Source organism: Mesobacterium pallidum (assembly GCF_019966535.1).
GTDB classification, from domain to species: Bacteria; Pseudomonadota; Alphaproteobacteria; order Rhodobacterales; family Rhodobacteraceae; genus Mesobacterium; species Mesobacterium pallidum.
The window spans coordinates 26,138-46,020 of record NZ_JAIMID010000013.1 but is presented as its reverse complement, the minus strand read 5'-3'; the positions used below and the strand labels follow the sequence as shown (position 1 = coordinate 46,020).

The 19,883-nt window shown below is 65.2% G+C and carries 19 protein-coding genes; 7 read left to right on the top strand and 12 right to left on the bottom strand.

The features are described 5' to 3' along the window. Positions 1 to 118 precede the first annotated feature (118 nt). From MF270_RS18060 to MF270_RS18045, 4 genes are all read right to left on the bottom strand, one after another. The gene (locus MF270_RS18060; protein WP_238367176.1) at positions 119 to 1,147 is read right to left on the bottom strand and encodes a LacI family DNA-binding transcriptional regulator; all 1,029 of its coding nucleotides are present in this window, start codon (positions 1,145 to 1,147) and stop codon (positions 119 to 121) included. A 63-nt stretch (positions 1,148 to 1,210) separates the two neighbouring features. Next, positions 1,211 to 1,993, bottom strand: a complete 783-nt coding sequence (locus tag MF270_RS18055; protein ID WP_238367175.1) for a 3-methyl-2-oxobutanoate hydroxymethyltransferase — start codon at positions 1,991 to 1,993, stop codon at positions 1,211 to 1,213. Between the two features lies 1 nt (position 1,994). Then, a complete protein-coding gene (locus MF270_RS18050; RefSeq protein ID WP_238367174.1) occupies positions 1,995 to 2,303 on the bottom strand; it encodes a MocE family 2Fe-2S type ferredoxin in 309 nt (102 codons plus the stop codon). 65 nt (positions 2,304 to 2,368) lie between these two features. Then, positions 2,369 to 3,448, bottom strand: coding sequence for a fatty acid desaturase family protein (locus MF270_RS18045; RefSeq protein WP_238367173.1), 1,080 nt, complete (start codon positions 3,446 to 3,448; stop codon positions 2,369 to 2,371). Between the two features lie 138 nt (positions 3,449 to 3,586). Between MF270_RS18045 and MF270_RS18040 the strand changes: the two genes are divergently transcribed. Continuing rightward, positions 3,587 to 4,615 (top strand): LacI family DNA-binding transcriptional regulator, encoded by a 1,029-nt coding sequence (locus tag MF270_RS18040; RefSeq protein WP_238367172.1) that lies wholly within the window; start codon positions 3,587 to 3,589, stop codon positions 4,613 to 4,615. A gap of 22 nt (positions 4,616 to 4,637) precedes the next feature. Beyond that, positions 4,638 to 5,627 carry a LacI family DNA-binding transcriptional regulator gene (locus MF270_RS18035; protein WP_238367171.1) on the top strand — a complete coding sequence of 330 codons (990 nt, stop codon included), beginning with the start codon at positions 4,638 to 4,640 and terminating at the stop codon, positions 5,625 to 5,627. On the opposite strand, the gene MF270_RS18030 is transcribed toward MF270_RS18035, so the two are convergent. Genes MF270_RS18030 through MF270_RS18020 form a run of 3 tightly spaced genes read right to left on the bottom strand, consistent with a single transcriptional unit; the run spans position 5,624 to position 8,776 of the window. Further along, entirely contained in the window at positions 5,624 to 6,757 is a 1,134-nt protein-coding gene (locus MF270_RS18030) for a Gfo/Idh/MocA family protein (RefSeq protein WP_238367170.1), read from the bottom strand. The two genes, MF270_RS18035 and MF270_RS18030, sit on opposite strands and share 4 nt — an antisense overlap. 12 nt (positions 6,758 to 6,769) lie before the next feature. Beyond that, positions 6,770 to 7,663 (bottom strand): TIM barrel protein, encoded by an 894-nt coding sequence (locus tag MF270_RS18025; RefSeq protein WP_238367169.1) that lies wholly within the window; start codon positions 7,661 to 7,663, stop codon positions 6,770 to 6,772. A gap of 9 nt (positions 7,664 to 7,672) precedes the next feature. Next, positions 7,673 to 8,776 carry a Gfo/Idh/MocA family protein gene (locus MF270_RS18020; RefSeq protein ID WP_238367168.1) on the bottom strand — a complete coding sequence of 368 codons (1,104 nt, stop codon included), beginning with the start codon at positions 8,774 to 8,776 and terminating at the stop codon, positions 7,673 to 7,675. An 87-nt stretch (positions 8,777 to 8,863) separates the two neighbouring features. Between MF270_RS18020 and iolC the strand changes: the two genes are divergently transcribed. Genes iolC through MF270_RS18005 form a run of 3 tightly spaced genes read left to right on the top strand, consistent with a single transcriptional unit; the run spans position 8,864 to position 11,526 of the window. After that, entirely contained in the window at positions 8,864 to 9,838 is a 975-nt protein-coding gene (gene iolC, locus MF270_RS18015; RefSeq protein ID WP_238367167.1) for a 5-dehydro-2-deoxygluconokinase, read from the top strand. Positions 9,839 to 9,850: 12 nt separating this feature from the next. Continuing rightward, on the top strand, positions 9,851 to 10,702 hold the full coding sequence (locus MF270_RS18010) for a 5-deoxy-glucuronate isomerase (protein ID WP_238367166.1): 852 nt from the start codon (positions 9,851 to 9,853) through the stop codon (positions 10,700 to 10,702). Next, a complete protein-coding gene (locus tag MF270_RS18005; protein ID WP_238367165.1) occupies positions 10,699 to 11,526 on the top strand; it encodes a class II fructose-bisphosphate aldolase in 828 nt (275 codons plus the stop codon). Before MF270_RS18010 ends, MF270_RS18005 begins: the two co-directional genes overlap by 4 nt. A 636-nt stretch (positions 11,527 to 12,162) precedes the next feature. Here MF270_RS18005 and MF270_RS18000 read toward each other — a convergent pair. The 5 genes from MF270_RS18000 to MF270_RS17980 all read right to left on the bottom strand — a co-directional run bounded on the left by MF270_RS18000 (position 12,163) and on the right by MF270_RS17980 (position 17,255). Continuing rightward, entirely contained in the window at positions 12,163 to 12,996 is an 834-nt protein-coding gene (locus tag MF270_RS18000) for a shikimate dehydrogenase family protein (RefSeq protein WP_238367164.1), read from the bottom strand. Positions 12,997 to 13,000: 4 nt separating this feature from the next. Further along, a complete protein-coding gene (locus tag MF270_RS17995) occupies positions 13,001 to 14,503 on the bottom strand; it encodes a tripartite tricarboxylate transporter permease (RefSeq protein WP_238367163.1) in 1,503 nt (500 codons plus the stop codon). Then, a complete protein-coding gene (locus MF270_RS17990; RefSeq protein ID WP_238367162.1) occupies positions 14,500 to 15,072 on the bottom strand; it encodes a tripartite tricarboxylate transporter TctB family protein in 573 nt (190 codons plus the stop codon). Before MF270_RS17990 ends, MF270_RS17995 begins: the two co-directional genes overlap by 4 nt. A gap of 104 nt (positions 15,073 to 15,176) precedes the next feature. After that, positions 15,177 to 16,178, bottom strand: a complete 1,002-nt coding sequence (locus MF270_RS17985; protein WP_238367161.1) for a tripartite tricarboxylate transporter substrate binding protein — start codon at positions 16,176 to 16,178, stop codon at positions 15,177 to 15,179. 144 nt (positions 16,179 to 16,322) lie between these two features. Further along, positions 16,323 to 17,255, bottom strand: coding sequence for a LysR family transcriptional regulator (locus tag MF270_RS17980; RefSeq protein WP_238367160.1), 933 nt, complete (start codon positions 17,253 to 17,255; stop codon positions 16,323 to 16,325). Between the two features lie 21 nt (positions 17,256 to 17,276). On the opposite strand from MF270_RS17980, the gene MF270_RS17975 reads away from it, so the two are divergent. Next, a complete protein-coding gene (locus MF270_RS17975; protein ID WP_336246033.1) occupies positions 17,277 to 19,040 on the top strand; it encodes an FAD-dependent oxidoreductase in 1,764 nt (587 codons plus the stop codon). A gap of 2 nt (positions 19,041 to 19,042) precedes the next feature. Continuing rightward, positions 19,043 to 19,852: a sugar phosphate isomerase/epimerase family protein gene (locus MF270_RS17970; protein WP_238367158.1), complete on the top strand. Its 810-nt coding sequence runs from the start codon at positions 19,043 to 19,045 to the stop codon at positions 19,850 to 19,852. Positions 19,853 to 19,883 lie beyond the last annotated feature (31 nt).

Below are 19,883 nucleotides of genomic sequence, written 5' to 3'. Positions count from 1 at the left end.
GCGCCGTCTGTCACGAGGCGGACGTTGCGCCGAAGCGCGGCATTCGGTCAATTGATCGGCCGCATTTTGCGCCATGAATGACGTTTTTCTGCGCGCGCAAAATGACGTTTTAACGCCATTACAGCATTTCCGGCAGCACCAGGTGCGGATCAAGGAAATGTTGCCCCGAGATACCGTCATCCCCCTCTTTGACCGACCGCACCATGTGCGAGATCAGATCAGCGCACAGGGCCGGAAGCGGCGTGCAAATCGCCATGGTGACATAGCCATCCACCAGCGCCGCGCGACTTTCCTTGGTCACCTCGTTGACGACCAAGGCCACGCGCGGGCTGGAATGGGCTTCGCGCAGCGCGGCGATGGCGCCCTCCATCCCGCCGCCCGCCACATAGATTCCCTTGAGGTCCGAATGCCGGCTCAGCAGGTCCAGCGTCGCCTCGTATGTCAGTTGCCGAGTTTCGAGATTGACGAGCGTATCCAGAACGGAAAACCCGGGCGCATTTTCCCGCACATAGGAGCGGAATCCGACCTCTCGCAGGTCATGCCCATGCCAGCGGTTGCCACCGACAAAGATGGCCAGCTTGCCCGGTTGCGGCAGCGTCTTGGTGATCATCCACGCCGCAACCCGCCCTATTTTCATATTGTTCATGCCCAGGTAATTGCGACGCACGCCTTGCGCGAAGTCGTTGAGCAACGAAAAGACCGGTATACCCTTATGCTTCAGCTCGGTGACGACCTGGGCCAGCAGCTGATGGTTGACCGCCGTGGCCGCAATGGCATCGCACTGCGACAGGCTTTGCAGCGCCCTGGCGAAATCTTCGGGGCTTTGTGAGGACGCATACCGGACAACCGCCCGGCCCCGGATATCGGTTCGCGCGGCGACGGCCTGCTCCACCTCGCGCACGAAGTTCTGGTAAAATTCCTGGCTCTTCTTGATGAAGACAAAGCCAAAGGTCATCTCGGGCACGGCGGCGTCGATGTTCTGTTCGATGAGCCCACGCGCATGGTAGCCGACCTTGTGCGCGGCTTGCGCGATCTTGCGCATGGTCTCCTTGCGCACCTTGGCGCGTCCGTTCAGCGCCCGATCGACCGTGGTGACGCTGACGCCCGCCTCGCGGGCGACATCCTGGGTGGTGGGGCGACGGGCCATGACGTCCTCCGTGACGGAATTACGTCATGTCGTCGTAGCGTATCGCCTGATGCGTTGCAAGGATCAGAGCGCGGCGAGGAAACTGTCGAACTCGGCGTCGTCGATCGGCACGACATGACTTGGCGCGGGATACGCCCCGCTGTCCACATCGGCGCGGAATTCACCAAAGGCCGCGACCCGCTCGCGCTGCAGCCGGGAATATTCGCCGGCAAAGTCGCGATAGGTCTTGGCGTGGCGCGGTTTGTGCCCGCGCGTGCAGCCCAGCACATCCTCGGCGAAAAGGTACTGCGCATCGGCCCCCGACCCGGCCCCCATGCCCAGCATGATCAATGGCGTGCGCCTGCTGATCTCGGCCCCGACCCGATCCGGGACCACTTCCAGTTCAGCCCCGAAGGCTCCGACCTCTTCCAGCTGCTTCACATGCCGCCAGACCGCCAGTGCACTGTCCGCCGTCTTGCCGACAGCCTTGAACCCGCCGGTCCAGGTCGATTTGGACGGGATCAGGCCGACATGGCTGACCACGGGGACGCCGTCATCCGCCAACGCCTTGATGGTGCCAAGCGAGGATGCGCAATAGACGCAATCGCCGCCAATCTGCATGACGCGATGCGCCGCGCGCAGGTAGTCCTCTTGCGTGACGAGCTTACCGTAAAGCAAGCCCACCTGAACAAAGCAATCGCCCGCCGCCTCGCGCATCTCCGGGGTCCAGACCGGATCGATGATCGACAGCATGTCGATCCCGGCCTCGGCGGCGGCGGCGGCTTCGTCGGGGGTTTCGACATAAAGCATCGTCAGGGTGCGCTGGCCTTTCAGCGCGCGGATATCCGCAACGGTGGGGCGTGTCATGTCAGACCTCGATCATCACGCGTCCACCTTCCACCTTCACGGGGTAGGTGTTCAGGTTGACGCAGGCGGGGGCGCGCAGCGCCTCGCCGGTGCGATAGTCGAAGGTCGCGTTGTGCTTGGGGCATTCGATCTCGTATTCCATCACCAGTCCATCCTCCAGATGCACCTCTTCGTGGGTGCACTTGCCGTCGGTGCAAAAAAAATCTCCGTCCGGCGAGTGGTAGATCGCGAAGGTCCGTCCGTCGTGGTCGAAGCGGATCAGATCCTCCTGGTCGATGTCGTCGGTCGCGCAAGCGTCAATCCAGGGCATTTTCCTGTGTCCTCCCTAAAGTCCTGTTCGGTGGTAGTGGGCGGGCCCCTCCGACCCGCCCGATGTCATTCTGCCGCGGTGCCAAGGGCATCCTGGTGGAAATCCCCGCGGTACGGTTTGGCCGTGGGGGGCAACCCGCGCTTGATGAAGAAATCCTCGTTCCTGAGCTGCCGCTTCAAGGCGGGCCACATCTCGCGGAACCCGGCGGCAATCGACCGGTTCGGCGCGGGCAGATCATGCTTGATCGCCTCGTGCAGCGCGGGCAGCTGGTGATAGGGCACCATCGGGAACATGTGATGTTCGACGTGGTAGTTCATGTTCCAGTAGATGAAGCGCGAAACCGGATTCATGTAGACCGTGCGCGAATTCAGCCGGTGGTCGATGACGTTGTCCGCCAGTCCGCCGTGCTGCAGCAGCCCGGTCATCACATGGTGCCACGCGCCATAAAGCCGGGGCAGACCGATCACCATCAGCGGCAGGATCGAACCCATCGCCAGGGCCAGCCCGATCGTGGCGGCGTAGATCGCCACCCAGATCCGGGCGACACGGACGACCTTGTGCTGCTCCTGCTCGGGAATCCAGGTGGCCTCTTCCGGGTGGATCTTGCCCGCGGCGTTGTAAAGCATCCGCGCCCAGCCGTTCCATGCATCGAAGATCCCGAAGAAATTCGCGATCAGCCGGGCGAACTCCGGCGGCCGCATGATCGCAATCTCGGGATCACGCCCGACGATGACCGTGTCGGTGTGGTGCCGTGTGTGGCTCCAGCGCCAGGTCACGGGGTTGCGGATCATGCAAAAGCACGCGACCTGATAGAGCCAGTCGTTGTAGTGCCGCGTCTTGAAGGCGGTGCCGTGGCTGCATTCGTGCCAACGCGAATCCATCGCCGAACCGTAGAGCACGCCATAGGCCAGCCAGAACGGCGCCGACCACCAGGACGGCCAAAGCGCGATGCCGATGGCGGCAAACAGGATCATCGACCCGAACAGGATCGCGGTGTCGCGGATGGCCGGGCCATCCTCGCGCTTCATCAGGTCCTTCATCTGCTTGCGCGGGATGTCGGTGTGATACCACTCGGCGGCAGCCAGACCGGTTTCAACCGCGCGCTGCGCATCCGGGCCCAACATGGAATAGTCACGCTTGGTCATAGGTCCTCCCCCTCGCAAAGGCGTGTCGATGGGGCACATTATCCCGGTGCCGTCGGGCAACGAAGACTTTCCGCTTGGAAAGACCTCAAAACACATCATATTGAGAGCTCAGATTGATGTGATTACCCCAAGGCTGGCATGACCCGCAAACCCACGATCGCCGATCTGGCCAAGGCCGCGCAGGTCGGCGCAGCCACAGTCGACCGCGTGCTCAACGCGCGCCCCAACGTCTCGGAGCACGCTCGGATACGCGTGACCGAGGCGGCGGTGCGGTTGGGGTATCCCCTGCCCGCACCCCTTGCCCGGCTGGGCGCCCGGGATCGACCGGAGCTGTCGCTGGGCTTTGTGCTGCACAAGCGCAATCAGGATTTCTACCAGCGCTTCGCGGCAGAGATCGAGACCGCCTGCAAAGCGCGCAGCGATGTGGCGATCGCGCTGCGGTTGAGATTTTCCGGGTCTCAGTCCCCGGATGATTTCGTCAAGGAAATCCGCGCCCTCGCGGGGTCTTGCACGGCTATCGCTGCCACCGGGGTCAACCATGCCAGCCTGACCGGACTTGCCCAAGACCTGGCGCAGCAGGGCATTGCGTTGTTTTCGCTGCTCAATGATTTTGCGGGCTCTGCCGGGCGCGGCTATGTCGGTCTCGACAATCTGAAGGTTGGGCGGACGGCGGGGTGGATGATGGCAACCCGCATTCAAAGGCCCGAAAAGGTGGCTGTCTTTGTGGGCGGCACGCGTTGGCATGGGCAGGCGATGCGGGAAACCGGCTTTCGGTCCTATCTGCGCGAATACGCGGATCGGATCGAAGTGCTCGACACTTCGGTCAATCTCGAAACGCGGCAGCTGACCTACGAGGCGACGCTCGACCTGTTGACCAGGCACCCGGATTTGGCCGGGCTGTACGTCGCCGGCGGCGGCATGGAGGGCGCGATTGCCGCCTTGCGCGAAACCCGTCCCGCGGACAAGGTCACCTTGATCGTGAACGAATTGACTCCCGACAGCCGCCGCGCCCTTGCGGATCGCTATGTGACGATGGTGATGGCCACCCCCTTGGACCAGCTTTGCGCCGATCTGGTCGAGCGCATGGTCGGCGCGGTGCTTGGCAAGACAGGCGGGCCGCCGCCCCGCGATCTCGAACCACGCCTGTATCTGCCGGAATCGGTCTGAGGCCCCACCAGGAGACGACAGAATGGCGATCACGCTGAAAGATGTTGCCGAACGGGCCGGCGTATCCCGATCCGCCGTGTCGCGGACCTTTACCCCCGGCGCATCCGTCTCGGCCAAGACCCGCGAGAAAGTCGAACAGGCGGCGCGCGAACTGGGCTATCACCCCAACGCGCTGGCCTCTTCTCTGACCACGGGGCGGACCAAGCTGATCGGCCTCGTGTCGAACAACTTTCACAATCCGGTCTTTCTGCAGGTCTTCGACCTGTTCACCCGTGCGCTTCAGGACAAGGGGTTGCGGCCGCTGCTGGTCAACCTGTCCGACGAGGTCGATCCGACACAGTCAGTGCGCATGTTGCGGCAATATTCGGTGGACGGGGTTGTCGTCGCCTCCTCGACCCTGCCGCCCAGCTTTGCCGAGGCGTTCCGCGACGCGGGCATCCCCGTCGTCAACAGCTTTGGCAGGCCGACCGCCGCGCCCAGGGTCACGGTCGTGGGCATCGACAATGTCGAAGCCGGGCGTCTAGCCGCGCGCACGCTGATCGCGCGGGGCTACGGGCGGGTCGGGTTCATGGGCGGGCCAGAGACCGCGACCTCGAGCCAGGACCGGCTGGCGGGTTTTGCTGCGGTCATTTCGGCCTGCCCGGCGGTGACCATGACGTACAGCTTTGCCGGTGCCTACAGTTACGAGGCCGGACGGCGCGAGATGGCCCGGCTGGTCGCCGACACCCCGGCAGAGGCGTATTTCTGTGGCGATGACGTGCTGTCCATCGGCGCGCTCTCGGCCCTTCAGGACAGTGGCCTGTCGGTGCCGGGCGATATCGGTCTGATCGGCCTGAATGACATGGAAATGGCCGGCTGGGAAAATATCGGCCTGACCACGATCCGCCAGCCGATCCCCGAGATCGTGCGCGCCTCGATCGATCTGATCGTCGCATTGCTTGCCGATCCGACGCGCCCGACCGAAGCACGGGTGCTGCCCTGCACGCTGATCACGCGCAGGACCCTGCGTTAGCGGAACATCGGCGGGCGGGCATCCACCCAGGCGCCGCTGTCGCGGGCCGAGGTCACCGCCGCATGCACCGCCGCCATCGAGCGCACGCCATCCTCGGCATTGGGCAGGCCGTCCCGCGTCTCGCCCCGGATGGCATCGGCCAGATCGCAATAGATGTTCGCAACCGCCAGGGGAAAACCTTCGGGATGGGCGATGGCGACGCGGGAAAGGCGCATGGCGTCCGCATGCAGCCCGCCCTCGCCCTTTTCGATGATCTGGGTGCGTCCGCCCACCGGCGTATGGATCAGTTGGTTGGGTTGCTCGGAGGCCCAACGCAGCCCGCCGGTTTCGCCAAAGACCTGAATGTCAAAGCCGTGCTGCCGCCCGATCGCCACCGATGACGTCCACAGACGCCCGACCGTGCCGCCCGACATGCGGAAGTTCACCATCGCGTCGTCTTCCAGTTCGCGCGACGGGATGGTCGAGACGAAATCGGCGGACAGGCGCTCGACCTGATCGTTGCAGATGAACGATGCCATGTGCAGCGCGTGGATGCCGCAATCGGCGAATTGCCCGGACACGCCTGCCATGGCCGGATCATAGCGCCAGCGCACACGCGGGTTGTCGGCGTCGGTCGCATCCCCATGGTGACCGTGGCTGAAATTCGTCACCACCAGCCGGACCTTGCCCAACTCGCCCGCCGCCACCATGGCGCGGGCCTGCCGGATCATCGGATAGGCGGAGTAGCAATAGTTCACCGCGCAGATGCGCCCCGAGGCCCTGGCGACGCGAACGATCTCTTCACCCTCTTCGACGGTCATGGTCATGGGCTTTTCGCACAGCACGTTGAACCCGGCCTCGAGGAACGCCTTGCTGATCTCGAAATGGGTGGCATTGGGCGTGGCGACCGTCACCAGATCGACGCGGTCCGGACGGGCCCTTTCGCCCGCCAGCATGTCTTGCCAGTCACCATAGGCGCGGTCTGCGGCAATCCCCAGCTTTTGCGCGTAGGCGCGGCCCTCGTCGGCGCGGTGATCCAGCGCGCCCGCGACAAACTCGAACAGCCCGTCCGCCTGCGCGCCCAGCCGGTGTGCCGGTCCGATCTGGCTGCCCATGCCGCCGCCGATCATGCCCCATTTCAGTTTTGCCATAGCGGGTCGTCCTCAGTTGAAACCAATGCTTTCCAGGTAGTCGCGGTTCTTGCGCGCATCCCCCAGCGGATCCGGGTCCAGCGTCGGGTCGCAATCCTGCTCGACGGTGCACCAGCCCTGGTAGCCGCTGTCCAGCAGGAGCTGCCGCACCGCGGGAAAATCGACCTCGCCATCGGCCAGATTGCAGAAGATCCCCTGCCCGCAGGCGTCATAGAACCCGGTGCGGTTGGCGATCGCCCGCGCCTTGACGTGCGGGTCGGTGGATTTGAAATGCACATAGGTGATCCGGTCCATGTGCCGCCGCATGAAGGCGACGGGGTCGAACCCCGCATAGCTGCAATGACCCGTGTCGATGCACAGTTTCAGCGTATCCGGCGAAACCTCGGACAAGAGACGCTCCACCTCCGGCTCGAAATCCATGAAGCCGCCCGCGTGGGGATGAAGTTCAGGGATCAGCCCATACTCTTCGGCGCCCATCCGGGCGATGGTGACGATCCGGTCGCGATAGGCGGCCCACTCGGCATCGTCCATCTGCGCGGCCTCGCCGGCACGGCCCGCCGTGGGCGCGCGCCGCTCGGCAATGGAATCGATCAGCACGAAATGCCGCGCGCCATGCGCCTTCAGCGCCTTGCAGGTGCGCACCGCCCCGTCCAGCACATCGTCCCATTTGTCCGGATCGTGAAACGGCCGAAACACCACGCCGCCGATCAGTTCCAACCCGTTTTCATCCAGCGCCTCGGCCAGCAGGGCCGGGTCCTCGGGCATGAAACCCACCGGGCCAAGCTCGATGCCCGTATACCCCGCCTCGGCGCAATCGCTCAGCACGCTGCGCCAGCTTGGGTTGCGCGGGTCTGCCGCGAATTCGACACCCCAGGAGCAGGGCGCGTTGCCGATACGGATTGCCATGATGTCCTTTCAGACTTGCGCGACCGGCACCCAATGCCGGGTATTCGATGATGCCAGGACGGCTTCGACCACCTCGGACACGGCCAGACCGTCTCGGAAGGTCGGCCAGACAGGCTGGCCGGTCTCGATGGCACGCAGAAAGTCGCGCGCCTCGATGATGATCTGATCCTGATAGCCGGTGCCATGCCCGGGCCCCTGACAGAAGGGTTCATAATCCGGATGTGCCGGGCCGGTCAGGATCCTGGTGAAACCGCGCGTGGCCTCCGGCCCCTCGGCGCGGTACAGCCAGACGGCATTCTGATCCTCCTGATCGAACTTGATCGCGCCGTCGGTGCCGTGGATCTCGTAGGCATAGCCCATCTTGCGTCCGGTGGCGGTGCGGCTGGAATAGATGTGCCCCATCACGCCCGAGGCAAAGCGGCACATGATCTGGGCGTGGTCGTCATTGGTGACGGTGCCGCCGGGGCGCTCGGCATGGACGGTTTCCACATCGGCCATGACCGACGCGATCGGCCCCATCAGCGCCAATGCGGCATTGATGGGATGCGGGGCCAGATCGCCCATGTTGCCGTTGGACTGCCCCGCCCCGCGCCAGTCACGGGGCGCGTTGGGGTCGGCATAGAAATCCTCGGTATGTTCACCGCGAAACCACGTCACGCGGCCAATCGCCCCCTCGGCCAGCAGCTGGCGCACGAACTGGCTGGCGGGCGTGCGGATATAGTTGAAACCGACCATGTTGGCGACCCCGGCCGCCTCGGCCGCCGTGACCATGGCGCGGGCATTCTCGGTGCTGTCGGCAAGGGGCTTTTCGCACAGGACCGGCTTGCCAAGTGCAAAGGCCGCCTCGGCAATCGGGCGGTGGCTGTCCTGCGGAGAGGCGATCACCACCGCATCGACCGCCGGATCGGCGACCAGTTCCTGCCAGTCTCGCGCCGCGCGGGCAAAACCGAACCTGTCGCGGTACCGCGCGGCGCTTTCGGGGCTGGAGGCGGCGACCATTTCCAGCCCTGGCCGCAGTGCCGTATCGAAAACAGCCCCGACGGCCGACATGGCAACCGCATGGGCCTTGCCCATGTAGCCACCCCCAATGATGCCGATGCCGATCCGGGTCATTCCATGCCGCCTCTCAGGGTTCGATTTTGCATTGCAACCGGTTGCAAAACTCGTAACCTGCCCTCGGGAACGACGCAAGGGGGGATCATGCGGCTCGGCGGACTCGAGAAGAACAGCTTCATCATCGTCGGGCGCGCCGGGATCGACCTGTTCACCGATGCCGGGGTCAGGGTCGAGACCGCGCAGAGCCTGACCGTGGACCTTGGCGGATCGGCGGCCAATACCGCCGCGGGCCTGTGCAAGCTGGGCAGCAAGGCGGCGCTGGTCACGCGCGTATCCGACGATGCGGTGGGCAGCTATTGCATCAACCGCCTACGTCACTACGGCATCGATCCCCGTTATGTGACCCCTGTGGGCGGCGAATATCGCACCTCGCTGGCGGTCTATGAAAGCGTGCTGGACGGGCATCGCAACGTCATCTACCGCAACGGCGCCGCGGATTTCCAGATGGAGGTCGCCGATGTCGAAGCGGTGGATTACGCGGCCTATGGCGCGCTGATCACCGCGGGCACCGTCTTTGCCTCCGAGCCATCGCGCACCGCCGCCTTCAGCGCGATCGAACTGGCCCGCGCCGCCGGTCTGCCCATCGTCTTCGACGTGGACTACCGGCCATATTCGTGGCCCTCGGCGCAGACAGCCGCTGACGTGCTCAGCCGCGCCGCCGCCCTGTCGGACGTGATCGTCGGCAATGACGAAGAGTTCGGATTCATGGCGGGCGGCCATGACAAGGGCCTGACCAAGGCGCAAGCGCTTGCCGATGCGGGCGCCAGCATCGTCATCTACAAGATGGGGGCCGAGGGGGCGATGACCTTTTGCGAGGGCAAGACCCTGCGCACCGGCATCTACCGGGTCGACGCCTTGAAACCTGTCGGTGCGGGCGACAGCTTTCTGGCCGGATTCCTCAGTGGTCTGGCCGGCGGCCAATCCGTGCAGGACGCCGTGCTGCGCGGTTCGGCCTGCGCGTCCATCACGGTGTCGCGCCCCGGTTGCGCCCCCGCCCTGCCCGATACAGCTGAACTCGAGACGTTCCTGGCCACCCATCCCGGCCCAAGCCCGCTTTGACGAGGACATCCCATGCATATCCCGCCCCATGACAACCAGAACCGGCCCATCGTCGGTATCGACAACCCGACCGTTCCGCTGACCTATTTCAACATCGTCAAGTTGCAGCCCGGCGAGGCGTTCGAGTATCAGGTGCCGGGCTATGAGACCTGCATCGTCCCTGCCACCGGCACCGTGGATGTGGATGTCGAGGGTGTCTCTTTCGCCAAGCTGGGCCATCGCGGCGTCGATGTCTGGGATGGTGAGCCCGAAGGGGTCTATGTGCCCGTCGGGGCCAGGGTCACGATGGTCTGCACCCGGGCCGCCGAGGTCTTTGTCGCCGGGGCAAAATTCGACACCGTGCTCGACCCGTTCGACGTGCGCGCGCATGACCTTGTTCAATACGGCTCGGACGACACGAAAACCCATCGCAAGATCAAGCACATACTGGGCCAGAAGCATCACGGCAAGGTCGGGCGCCTGCTGGTGTCCGAACTTTTCACCGTTGGCGCCGGTGGCTGGTCGGGCTTTCCCAGCCATAAGCACGACACGGATCGGCGGGACAGCCTCGGGGGGGAGATAATCGAGACGCGGCATGACGAGACCTACAACTTCCGCTTCCGACCCAACCACGGCTCGGGCGTGCAGATGCTGCAACGCGAGGACGGCAAGCCGGGCGACGCCTATCACATCGTCGATGGATCGACGATCTGCCTGGACAACGGCTATCACCCCTGCTGCGTGCTGCCGGGCTACGAGATGTATTACTTCACCATCCTCGGCGGGCTTTCGCAGCGCCCCCTGGTGCAGTTCTTCCAACCGTCCCATGCCTATCAGATCGAGACGATCCCCGGCATCAAGGACATGATCGCAAAGTTCAAATGACACTGGTCACGCTGGCGGACGTCCTGCAACCGGCCTTGACATCGGGCTATGCGGTGGCCGGGCTGGTCTGCCTTGGCTGGGAAGATATGCGCGCCTATGTCGGCGCCGCCGAGGCGGAGGACCTGCCCGTCATCCTGCAAGCCGGGCCCGCCTGCCGCGCGCATACCCCCTTGCCCGTACTGGCTGCGATGGTCCGGCATCTGGCGGACAACGCCAGCGTGCCGGTCGTGGCCCATCTGGACCACGGCTATACGCTGGACGAATGCAAGCAGGCGCTGGACTGCGGCTTTACCTCGGTGATGTTCGACGGGTCACGCAAGCCGCTCTGGCAGAACATCGACGAGACCGCGCGCATCGCCGAACTGGCCCATGCTGCGGGGGCGTCCTGCGAGGGCGAAATCGGCTTTGTCGGATATGTGAACGGCGCGGAAAGCGCGGGCACCGACCCGGACGAGGCACGCCTCTTCGCGGCGGAAACCGGCGTGGACGCCCTGGCGATTTCGGTCGGCAACGTACACCTGCAGCGGGGGGCGGGCGCCGGTCTGGACGTGGCGCGCATCCGCGCCATCGAGGCGGTGACGACGGTCCCGCTTGTGGTTCACGGTGGCTCTGGCGTGCCGATCGACCAACGGCGGGCGTTGGCCCGCGAAACGAACATCTGCAAGTTCAACATCGGCACCGAATTGCGGCAGGCCTTCGGACAGGCTTTGCGCGATGCCGTGACGTCCGATCCGGAGCGGTTCGACCGGCTGGAGATCATGCGGGAAGTCGAGACGGCTCTTGTCGTCAAGACCAGCCAGGTGATCCGCACCCTGGGGCCGTGAGCTTCCTGCACAGAGGTCTCGGCGCATTCCCGACGTGCAGCTGCAACACGGGGCGTCCGTCGTCTTGTCATGAAGAGACCAACGGCAATGCCGCGCCTGAACGGCAGCCGTGTCCCCGTGAGGTCGTGGTCACGGCCAAATCGGCCGATCGTCGCCTTTCGCCCAGCCCGGCGGATGTCGAGGACCTGCTGGCTGAACGAGATGGAACCGTCAGCCTGGAATGCCTGCGCCATCGGGTGACTCGGTTTGGCCGGCACATGCCCTTTGCATCAAGCGCGACTGCGACTGTCCCGCCTCCCCAAACCAGCCGAAGAAGCGGTTCAGATCGCCTCGACATGAACGGCGATTTCTGGCGGCCCATGATCAAATCAACGCCGACTGCCGACCCCACCGCTCTTGACGCTCAGCCCTCTCATGTCGACACGCCGGGGACGACGGGTGGACCGCAGGACCAGCCGGACTGCCGAAATAGCCGCCTGACGGGCAGAGCCGTCGCTTGTGTCAATCAGGCCGAAACAGGTTGGCGACCCCTTGGGGCATCGGCAAGTTGGCCGATCCCGTCGCCCCCTGGCTTGGCACCGGCATCGCGTAAATCTTGCGGGATGCGGGACATCATGCCGAAGGCGATGACGGGCGTCACGCATCCGTCGCCAATGCCGCGCGCAGCGCCACTTCGTCCAGCGGCTTGCCGTTCGAGAAATGCGCCCAGGCGTGTACGCCCTGCCAGAAGAACAGCTCAAAGCCCGAGATGATGTCCAGGCCCTGAGCCGTGGCATCGGTCAGGAAGCGCGTGTCGACCGGCGTGTAGACCGCATCGAAGGCCCACTCTGCGCCCCGCATGGCGTCCGCCGGCAGCGGCGTGCCCTCGTAGCCGACCATGCCGACGGGCGTGCCGTTCAGCAGACCCTGCGCGCCCCGCGCGGCCTGGGCAGCATCGGAAAAGGTGGCAATGCGGATCGATCCGGCGACCGCACGCAGGTCCGAGGCCAGCGCCTCGGCTTTCGAGGCGTCGCGATCAACCAGCCGAATTTCCGTCGCCTGCAGCGGGATCAGCCCGAAGGCCAGTGCCCGCCCCACCCCGCCCGTGCCGATCAGGCAGCAAATGCCCGGCGCCGTTTGCCGCGCAGCGCGGTAGGCCGCCTTGAAGCCGGTGTAGTCGGTGTTGAAGCCTTTGGGCCCATCCGGGTCGAACAGAACCGTGTTGACGGCCCCGATTGCGCGCACCAGCGGATCGTCCACCGTCACCCTGGTGACCGCGCGTTCCTTGTAGGGATAGGTGACGTTGATCCCGCGCAAGCCCCGGGTCGGGCACTGGTCGAACACCGCATCGAACTCTTGTCCCATGTCGCGCGGGATGAGCCGATCGTATTGCACGGTCATGCCGTTCTGCTCTCCGGCCAGCCGGTGCAGAAGCGGCGATCGGGACCGGGCGATGTTGTCTCCGATCAGGCCCAGATGCAGGTCGGTCATGATGTCAGCTTTCCTTGAACAGCTTGGATTTGCCCCAGCGCCACACGGGGGTTTGCGAGACAAAGATGAGGATCACGGCGACCAGCAGCGTCAGGCTCAGCGGGCTGGTGACGATCCCCCAGAAGAACCGGCCCAGCTCCTCGCGCTCGGATATGATCGCGCGGCGCCAGTTGTCGTCCAGCAGGCGCGACAGGATCACCCCCAGGATCACGGGCCCCAGCGGATAACCGTAGTGGCGCATGAAATAGCCGAACACGCCAAAGCCGAGCATCCAGTAGACATCGGTGACGGCATTGTTCACCGCGAAGGCCCCGACGATGGACAGGAGCATGATCAGCGGGATGAGGACCGCGCGCGGCATTTCCACGATCTTGGTGAACAGCTTGATCCCGGTCAGACCAAAGATCAGCATGAAGACGTTCGCCATGACCAGACAGCCGACGATGAACCAGAACATGTCCGGTTTCTCGATCATCAGCATCGGGCCGGGGTTCAGCCCGTGGATGAACAGCGCGCCGATCATGATGGCGGTCACGGCATCGCCCGGAATGCCAAGGGTCATCATCGGGATGAAGGCACCGCCGACGGCGGCGTTGTTGGCGGTTTCGGGGGCCACGAGACCCTCCATGGCGCCTTCTCCAAAGGGCACTTCGGGGTTCTTGGTGACCCGTTTCGCGTGGTCATAGGCCATGAGCGCGGCGATGTCGCCGCCGGTTCCGGGCAAGGCGCCGATGATGACGCCGATGGTCGAGGTCTGAAGCGACAGCGGCAGGTGCTTCTTCACGGTCGCGAGCGAGGGCACGATGCGCGAGATCTTCTGCCGCACCGCGTCCTTGTCGACGTGGTGCAGTTGCAGCAGCGCCTCGGAGACACCGAACATGCCGATCATCACCGCAATGAACGAGATGCCGCCGTTGAGCAGGTTCAGGTCAAAGGTAAATCGTTCGGTAAAGGTCAGGGGATCGCGGCCCACCGCGCCGATTGCGATGCCGAGGGCGCCCGCGAAGATGCCCTTGACCAGCGAACCCTGCGACAGCGAGCCGACAAGCAGGATGCCGAGGATGGCCAGCAGCATGTAGTCGCGCGGCTGGAACTTGAGCGCGAAGTCCGACACGAAGGGCGCGGCCAGTGCCAAAACGCCGATGCCGATGAACCCGCCGATGAAGGACATGACGGTGGTCACGCCGATCGCCGTCCCGGCCTCTCCGCGCTGAGCCATGGGATACCCGTCAAGCGCGGTGGCGATGGCAGAGGGGGCGCCGGGGATGTTCAGCAGGATCGCCGTGCGCGAGCCGCCATAGACGCCGCCCATGTAGATGCCGATCATCAGCGAGATCGCCGGGTAGACGTCCCAGGAAAAGGTGAAGGAGATCAGGATCGACACCGCCATCGTGACCGACAGGCCGGGGATCGCACCGACATAGACACCGGCAAAGGTGCCAAGCCCGACCAGCAGGAACAGTTGCGGTTGGGTGAAGACAAGGAAGAAATCCATGAGCGCGGTCATTCTGCACCCCCTGAGAACAGCGTACGGAAGAACTGGACCAGCTCGGCCTCGGGCACGATGCCTGCCGGCATGAGAACCGAGAACACGATGCGGAAGATCAGCCAGATCGCGACCAGAGCGGCCAGTGCGATGGAGATGGTCCAAACCCATGACCGCCGCCCCAGCACCTTGATCCCGATGATCAGGAAGGCAGCCGAAACCGGCAGGAAACCGATGGGTCTAAGCGCCATGCCGTAGGCGACCAGCAGTCCGGCGAACACGATCACCGTCCATGGTAGGATATCCTTCGACACCGTCTCGGTCCGGTCCAGCGGCAGGCGCGCGGTCCTGAGCAGGACCAGCGCACCGCTGATCACCATCACCACCGTCGTTGCCAGCGGGATGGAGCGCGGCGAGGACAGCCCGTTGGGGCCAAAGGAATTCTCGATCCCCCAGGCGTCCCAGACCAGGTACAGGCTGGCAACCGTCAGGAAGGCGGCAAACAGCAGCTCTCCCGGGCGACGCTTGTCCGGCTCGCCGCCGGGTGTGGCATCGGATGTGCCGTCGTGATGTTCCGGATCGATCTGCATGGGGCCCTCCTCCCGCTGGACCTGTCTGAAAAAAGGGGTGCCGCACCCAGTGGAATGCGACACCCCGGTCGTGCCTCGGGCCTGGCCCGACAGGGAGAGTCAGGTCACTCGCCGGGGCGTGCGATGCCGAACTCTTCCGGTGATGCCTTCGTCATGCCCGCGTCCTGGAGCAGCCAGGCGGTGCCTTGCTGCCACTTCGAAAGGAACGCCTCGGCCTCGTCGCCCGAGATGTTCATCAGGGTGAACCCGCGGCCTTCCATCAGCGCCACGAAGTCGGCGTTCTGCGCGGCCTCGGCATAGGCCGCGGTCAACTTGGCGACCACCTCGTCCGGCGTGCCGTTCTTGGCGAACACGCCAAAGAACGGGCCCCAGGGCAGGTAGGTGTTGTAGCCGTCATTCACCTCGGCCACGACTTCGACATCGGGCAGGTTCGCGTTCCTGGCCACGTCGACCAAGCCCAGCGCCTTCATGTTGCCGGCCTTCACGCCTTCGATGGCCGCGCCCAGAACGGCGGGCATCACGTCGATCGCGCCGCCTTGCAGGCCGGTCAGCGCCGGGCCGTCACCGTCGTAGGGCACGAAGATCACGTCAAGGTCGCCCTCGACCGCCTCGACCATCGCGGTCACGACGGAGGGCAGGCCGCCCGGACCGGTCGAGCCGAACCGCACTTCGCCCGGATGCTCTTTCACATAGGCGATCATCTCGGAATAGGTGTTGAAGGGCGCGTCATTGTTGGCCACCAGCAGCGGCGTGCCGCGGGCCAGGATGTTGATCGGCGTGAATTCCGAGTAATCCTTGTCGCCAAGACCCATGATCTTGTAAAGCATCGGGTTCTCGGCGCCCATCAGGACCGTGTAGCCGTCAGCCGCGGCATCGGCCACGTAGTTCAGAGCGATGGCGCCCACGGCGCCGGTCATGTTCTGCATCACCACGGTGCCGCCCAGGATCTCTTCGGCATGCGGCGTGACCGACCGCATCACGGTGTCGGTAGAGCCGCCGGCCCCCCACTGGATGATGCCCTGGATTTCCTTTTCGGGGTACTCGGCCACGGCCATGCCGGTGGTCAGTGCAAAGGCCGCAACGGCCCCCATCAGAATGCGCTTCATGGTATCCTCCCTAAGCGTTTCCCTGTCTCCCTGCGGCGGGATCCTCCCGACCGGGCGACGATGGCAGTTGGTATGCATGAGTCGATGCCTTAACGTCAAATACCCATAATTTTCTGATCGTAACCTGATGTTAATTTTTTGCGCTCACGCCTTGCGACTGCCGCGCAGTGACTGCCCCTCCTCGATCGCCTTCGCCAACTCGCGGCGGAACTGCGCGATGGCGTATTCGGCAAACCCGGACAGCACGCGCCCCTTCTTGCGCACCACATGGATGCCGACCTGCGTGTCTTCTTTCAGCGGGCGCCGGATGACGCCGGGCATGTAGACCTCGGCCACCGAGAATTCGTCGATCACGGCAACGCCCAGCCCGTGCCGGACAAAGCTGACAAGCGTCTGGGCAAACCGCCCCCGCATGGCATGTTGCACCGTCAGCCCCTCCTTCTCGAAGGGCCGGGCCAGGAGGCGACCGTAGGGATCAGCCGGCTCAAGACCGATCACGGGGTGCCGGACAAGATCATGCACGGATATCTCGGGCAGGTCCGCCAGGGGGTGCGCTTCGGGCACGATCACCACTAGGCGGCCTTCCGCGATCTTGTCATTCTCCACCGCCGCATTGGCAATCGGCGAGCTCATGACAACGAATTCGCCGCGTTCCAGCAGCAGGTAGTCCAGCGTCTCTTCGATCTTGAGGATGTTGAGGTCGATGAACAGATCGGCATAGCGCGCCCGCACCTGTTTCATCACCCGCGCCGAGATGAACTGCGCGACCGACGGGGCCGAGGCGCAGGACAACCGCACGTCTTCGCCCTTTTGCAATGCGCCGACCGCCTGTTGCAGGTTCTCGACGCCCTTGTAGACCTCGCGCAGCTGGTCAAAGACTTTCGACGCCTCGATCGAGGGGACGAACAGGCCGGACTTGCGTTCGAACAGACGGATTCCAAGGCTTTCCTCGGTGTGCTTGACCAACCGGCTGATCCCCGGGGCCGACACGTTCAGCATTTGCGCGGCGCCGTTGATCGTCCCGGTCATCATCACCGCCCGGACAACCTCGATCTGCCGCAATGTCATTTCAGTCATGGGCTCCTCCACGGCATTAACATGACGTTACCATCAGCGCAAAACAAGCAATTGACGTTACCCGACCCTGTCGCGAACTTGCGCGAAAAAACGAGGGCGATGGACATGGATATGGAATGCGACCTGCTGGTGATCGGGTCCGGGGCGGCGGGGCTGGCCGCGGCCGTCACGGCAGCCCATCATGGCCTGCGCGTGATTCTGTCCGAGAAATCCGCGACACTGGGCGGCACCACCGCCTGGTCGGGCGGCTGGATCTGGGCCCCCTGCTCGCCCGTCGCGCACCGGCACGGTATCGTCGAAGACCCATCCGAGCCGCGCCGGTACCTGGAAGCGGTGCTGGGCAACACCTTCAACGCCGCACGGGTCGATGCCTTTCTGCGCGCCGCCCCCGAGATGGTCGGCTTTTTCGAGACGAATACCGCCCTGACCTTCGATTGCGGTGCCGGTATCCCGGATACCTACAGCCACCAGCCCGGCGCGGGCATGGGCGGCCGGTCGGTCATTGCGCAGCCCTACGACGCCCGGGATCTTGGCGCAGCTGTCGCCCTGTTGCGCAAGCCGATGAAGGAAACGACCTTCTGGGGCATGACGATTCAGGCCGGGCCGGATCTGCGCGCCTTCATGACGGCGACGCGGTCGCCCGGGTCGGCGCTGCACGTCGCCAGGCGCCTCGGGCGGCATCTGTGGGACCTCGCGCGGCACGGGCGCGGGATGCAGCTGCGCAATGGCAACGCGCTCGTCGGGCGGCTGCTGCGCGCGGCGCTCGATCTGCAGGTCACGCTCCTGCCGGGTCATCCGGCCAGGGATCTGTTGCGCGAAGACGGTCGGGTCGCAGGGGCGACATTGGCGGGACCGGATGGCCCGGTGCGGGTGACGGCGCGCCGGGGTGTCGTGCTGGCGGCGGGCGGCTTTCCCCATGACCTCGCGCGCCGCGACGAGCAGTTCCCGCGACCCGAGGCGCACCTGTCGCTGGCGCTGCCCCATGCCACCGGCGACGGGCTGCGGCTGGGCGAAAGCGTCGGCGGCCGTCAGGCCGACACCCTGGCCAGCCCGGGCGCGTGGTGCCCGGTGTCGCAGGTGCCCCATGACGATGGGACGACGGGTGTCTTTCCCCACATCATCGACCGCGGCAAGCCCGGGCTGATCGGCGTTCTGGCCGATGGGCGCCGATTCACCAACGAAGGGCTGGGCTATCACGACTATGTCCGGGACATGATCGACGCCCTACCCGAGGGGGCCGAGGCCGCAAGCTGGCTGATCTGCGATCACCGCTTCATCCGCCGCTACGGGCTGGGCATCGTGCGGCCGGCCCCGGTGCCGCTGGGACCATGGGTCAGAAACGGGTATGTCACCCGCGCCGAAACGCCCGAGGCGCTGGCCAGGGCCTGTGGCATCGACCCGGGCGGATTGACCCGGACGCTTGCCAGGTTCAACGACGGCGCGCGGCGCGGCGAAGACCCGGCCTTCGGGCGCGGCACAAGCGCTTACATGCGTCTTCAGGGTGACCCAGAGGTCGCACCGAACCCCTGTGTCGCCCCGATCGAGACCGGGCCGTTCTACGCCGTCAAGGTCGTGCCGGGCAGCTTTGGCACCTTTGCCGGGCTACAGACAGACGGCGCCGCCCGCGTTCTGGACGCCGACGGGACGCCGATCGCTGGTCTCTACGCGGCGGGGACCGACATGGCCTCGGTCATGGGCGGACATTACCCGGCGGGCGGCATCAACCTTGGCCCTGCCCTCACGTTCGGTTTCATCGCCGGGCGACATGCCGCGACGGGATCCTGACCATGCGACTGGTGTCTCTTGCCCATCTCACCGCCATCGAACTGGATCCCCCCGCGCTGATCCATGCTGCCGCCGAGGGCGGGTTCGACGCGGTCGGCCTGCGCCTGCTTCGGGTGACGCCGACCACACCGGGCTACCCGCTGTGGGAAAATGCCGCGATGCTGCGCGAGACACGCGCCGCGATGACCGCGACCGGTGTGACGGTGCATGACATCGAATTTCTTCGCATCACGCCGGAAACGGATCCGGAGACCTTGCAGCCGTTTCTGGACACCGGTGCGGAGCTCGGCGCAAAGGAGATCATTACCGCGCCCTATGACCCGGACCACGGCCGCATGGCCGACACGCTGGGCCGGTTGTCGGACGCGGCCAGGGACCGGGGCCTTGGTGTGGTGCTGGAATTCTTTCCCTGGACCACCATCCGCACCATTGACGAAGCCGTGCAAACGGTTGGTCAGGCCGGGCCGCATGTCGGCATCCTTCCCGACAGCCTGCATGTCGACCGCTCGGGGTCGTCCCTTGCCACGCTGGCCTCGCTGGGGCCGGAGCGGCTGCGCTTTGCACATCTGTGCGATGCTCCGGTCCTGCCGGCCTATGACGAGGAAACCCTGCTGCACGCGGCGCGCGAAGAGCGGCTGCTGCCGGGAACGGGGCAGATCGACCTCGGCGCCTACTTGGCGGCGCTGCCAAAGGACCTGCCCCTCGGGGTCGAGGTGCCTCGCACCGCCAGGGCACACCGCGTCGGGGCCCTGGAACTGGTCCGGGAAACCGGCAGCGCGGTGCGCTCCTTTCTTGCTTCCGTCGGGCGATAGCGGCCCCAAGGCAGGCTGTAGCGGCGACGGA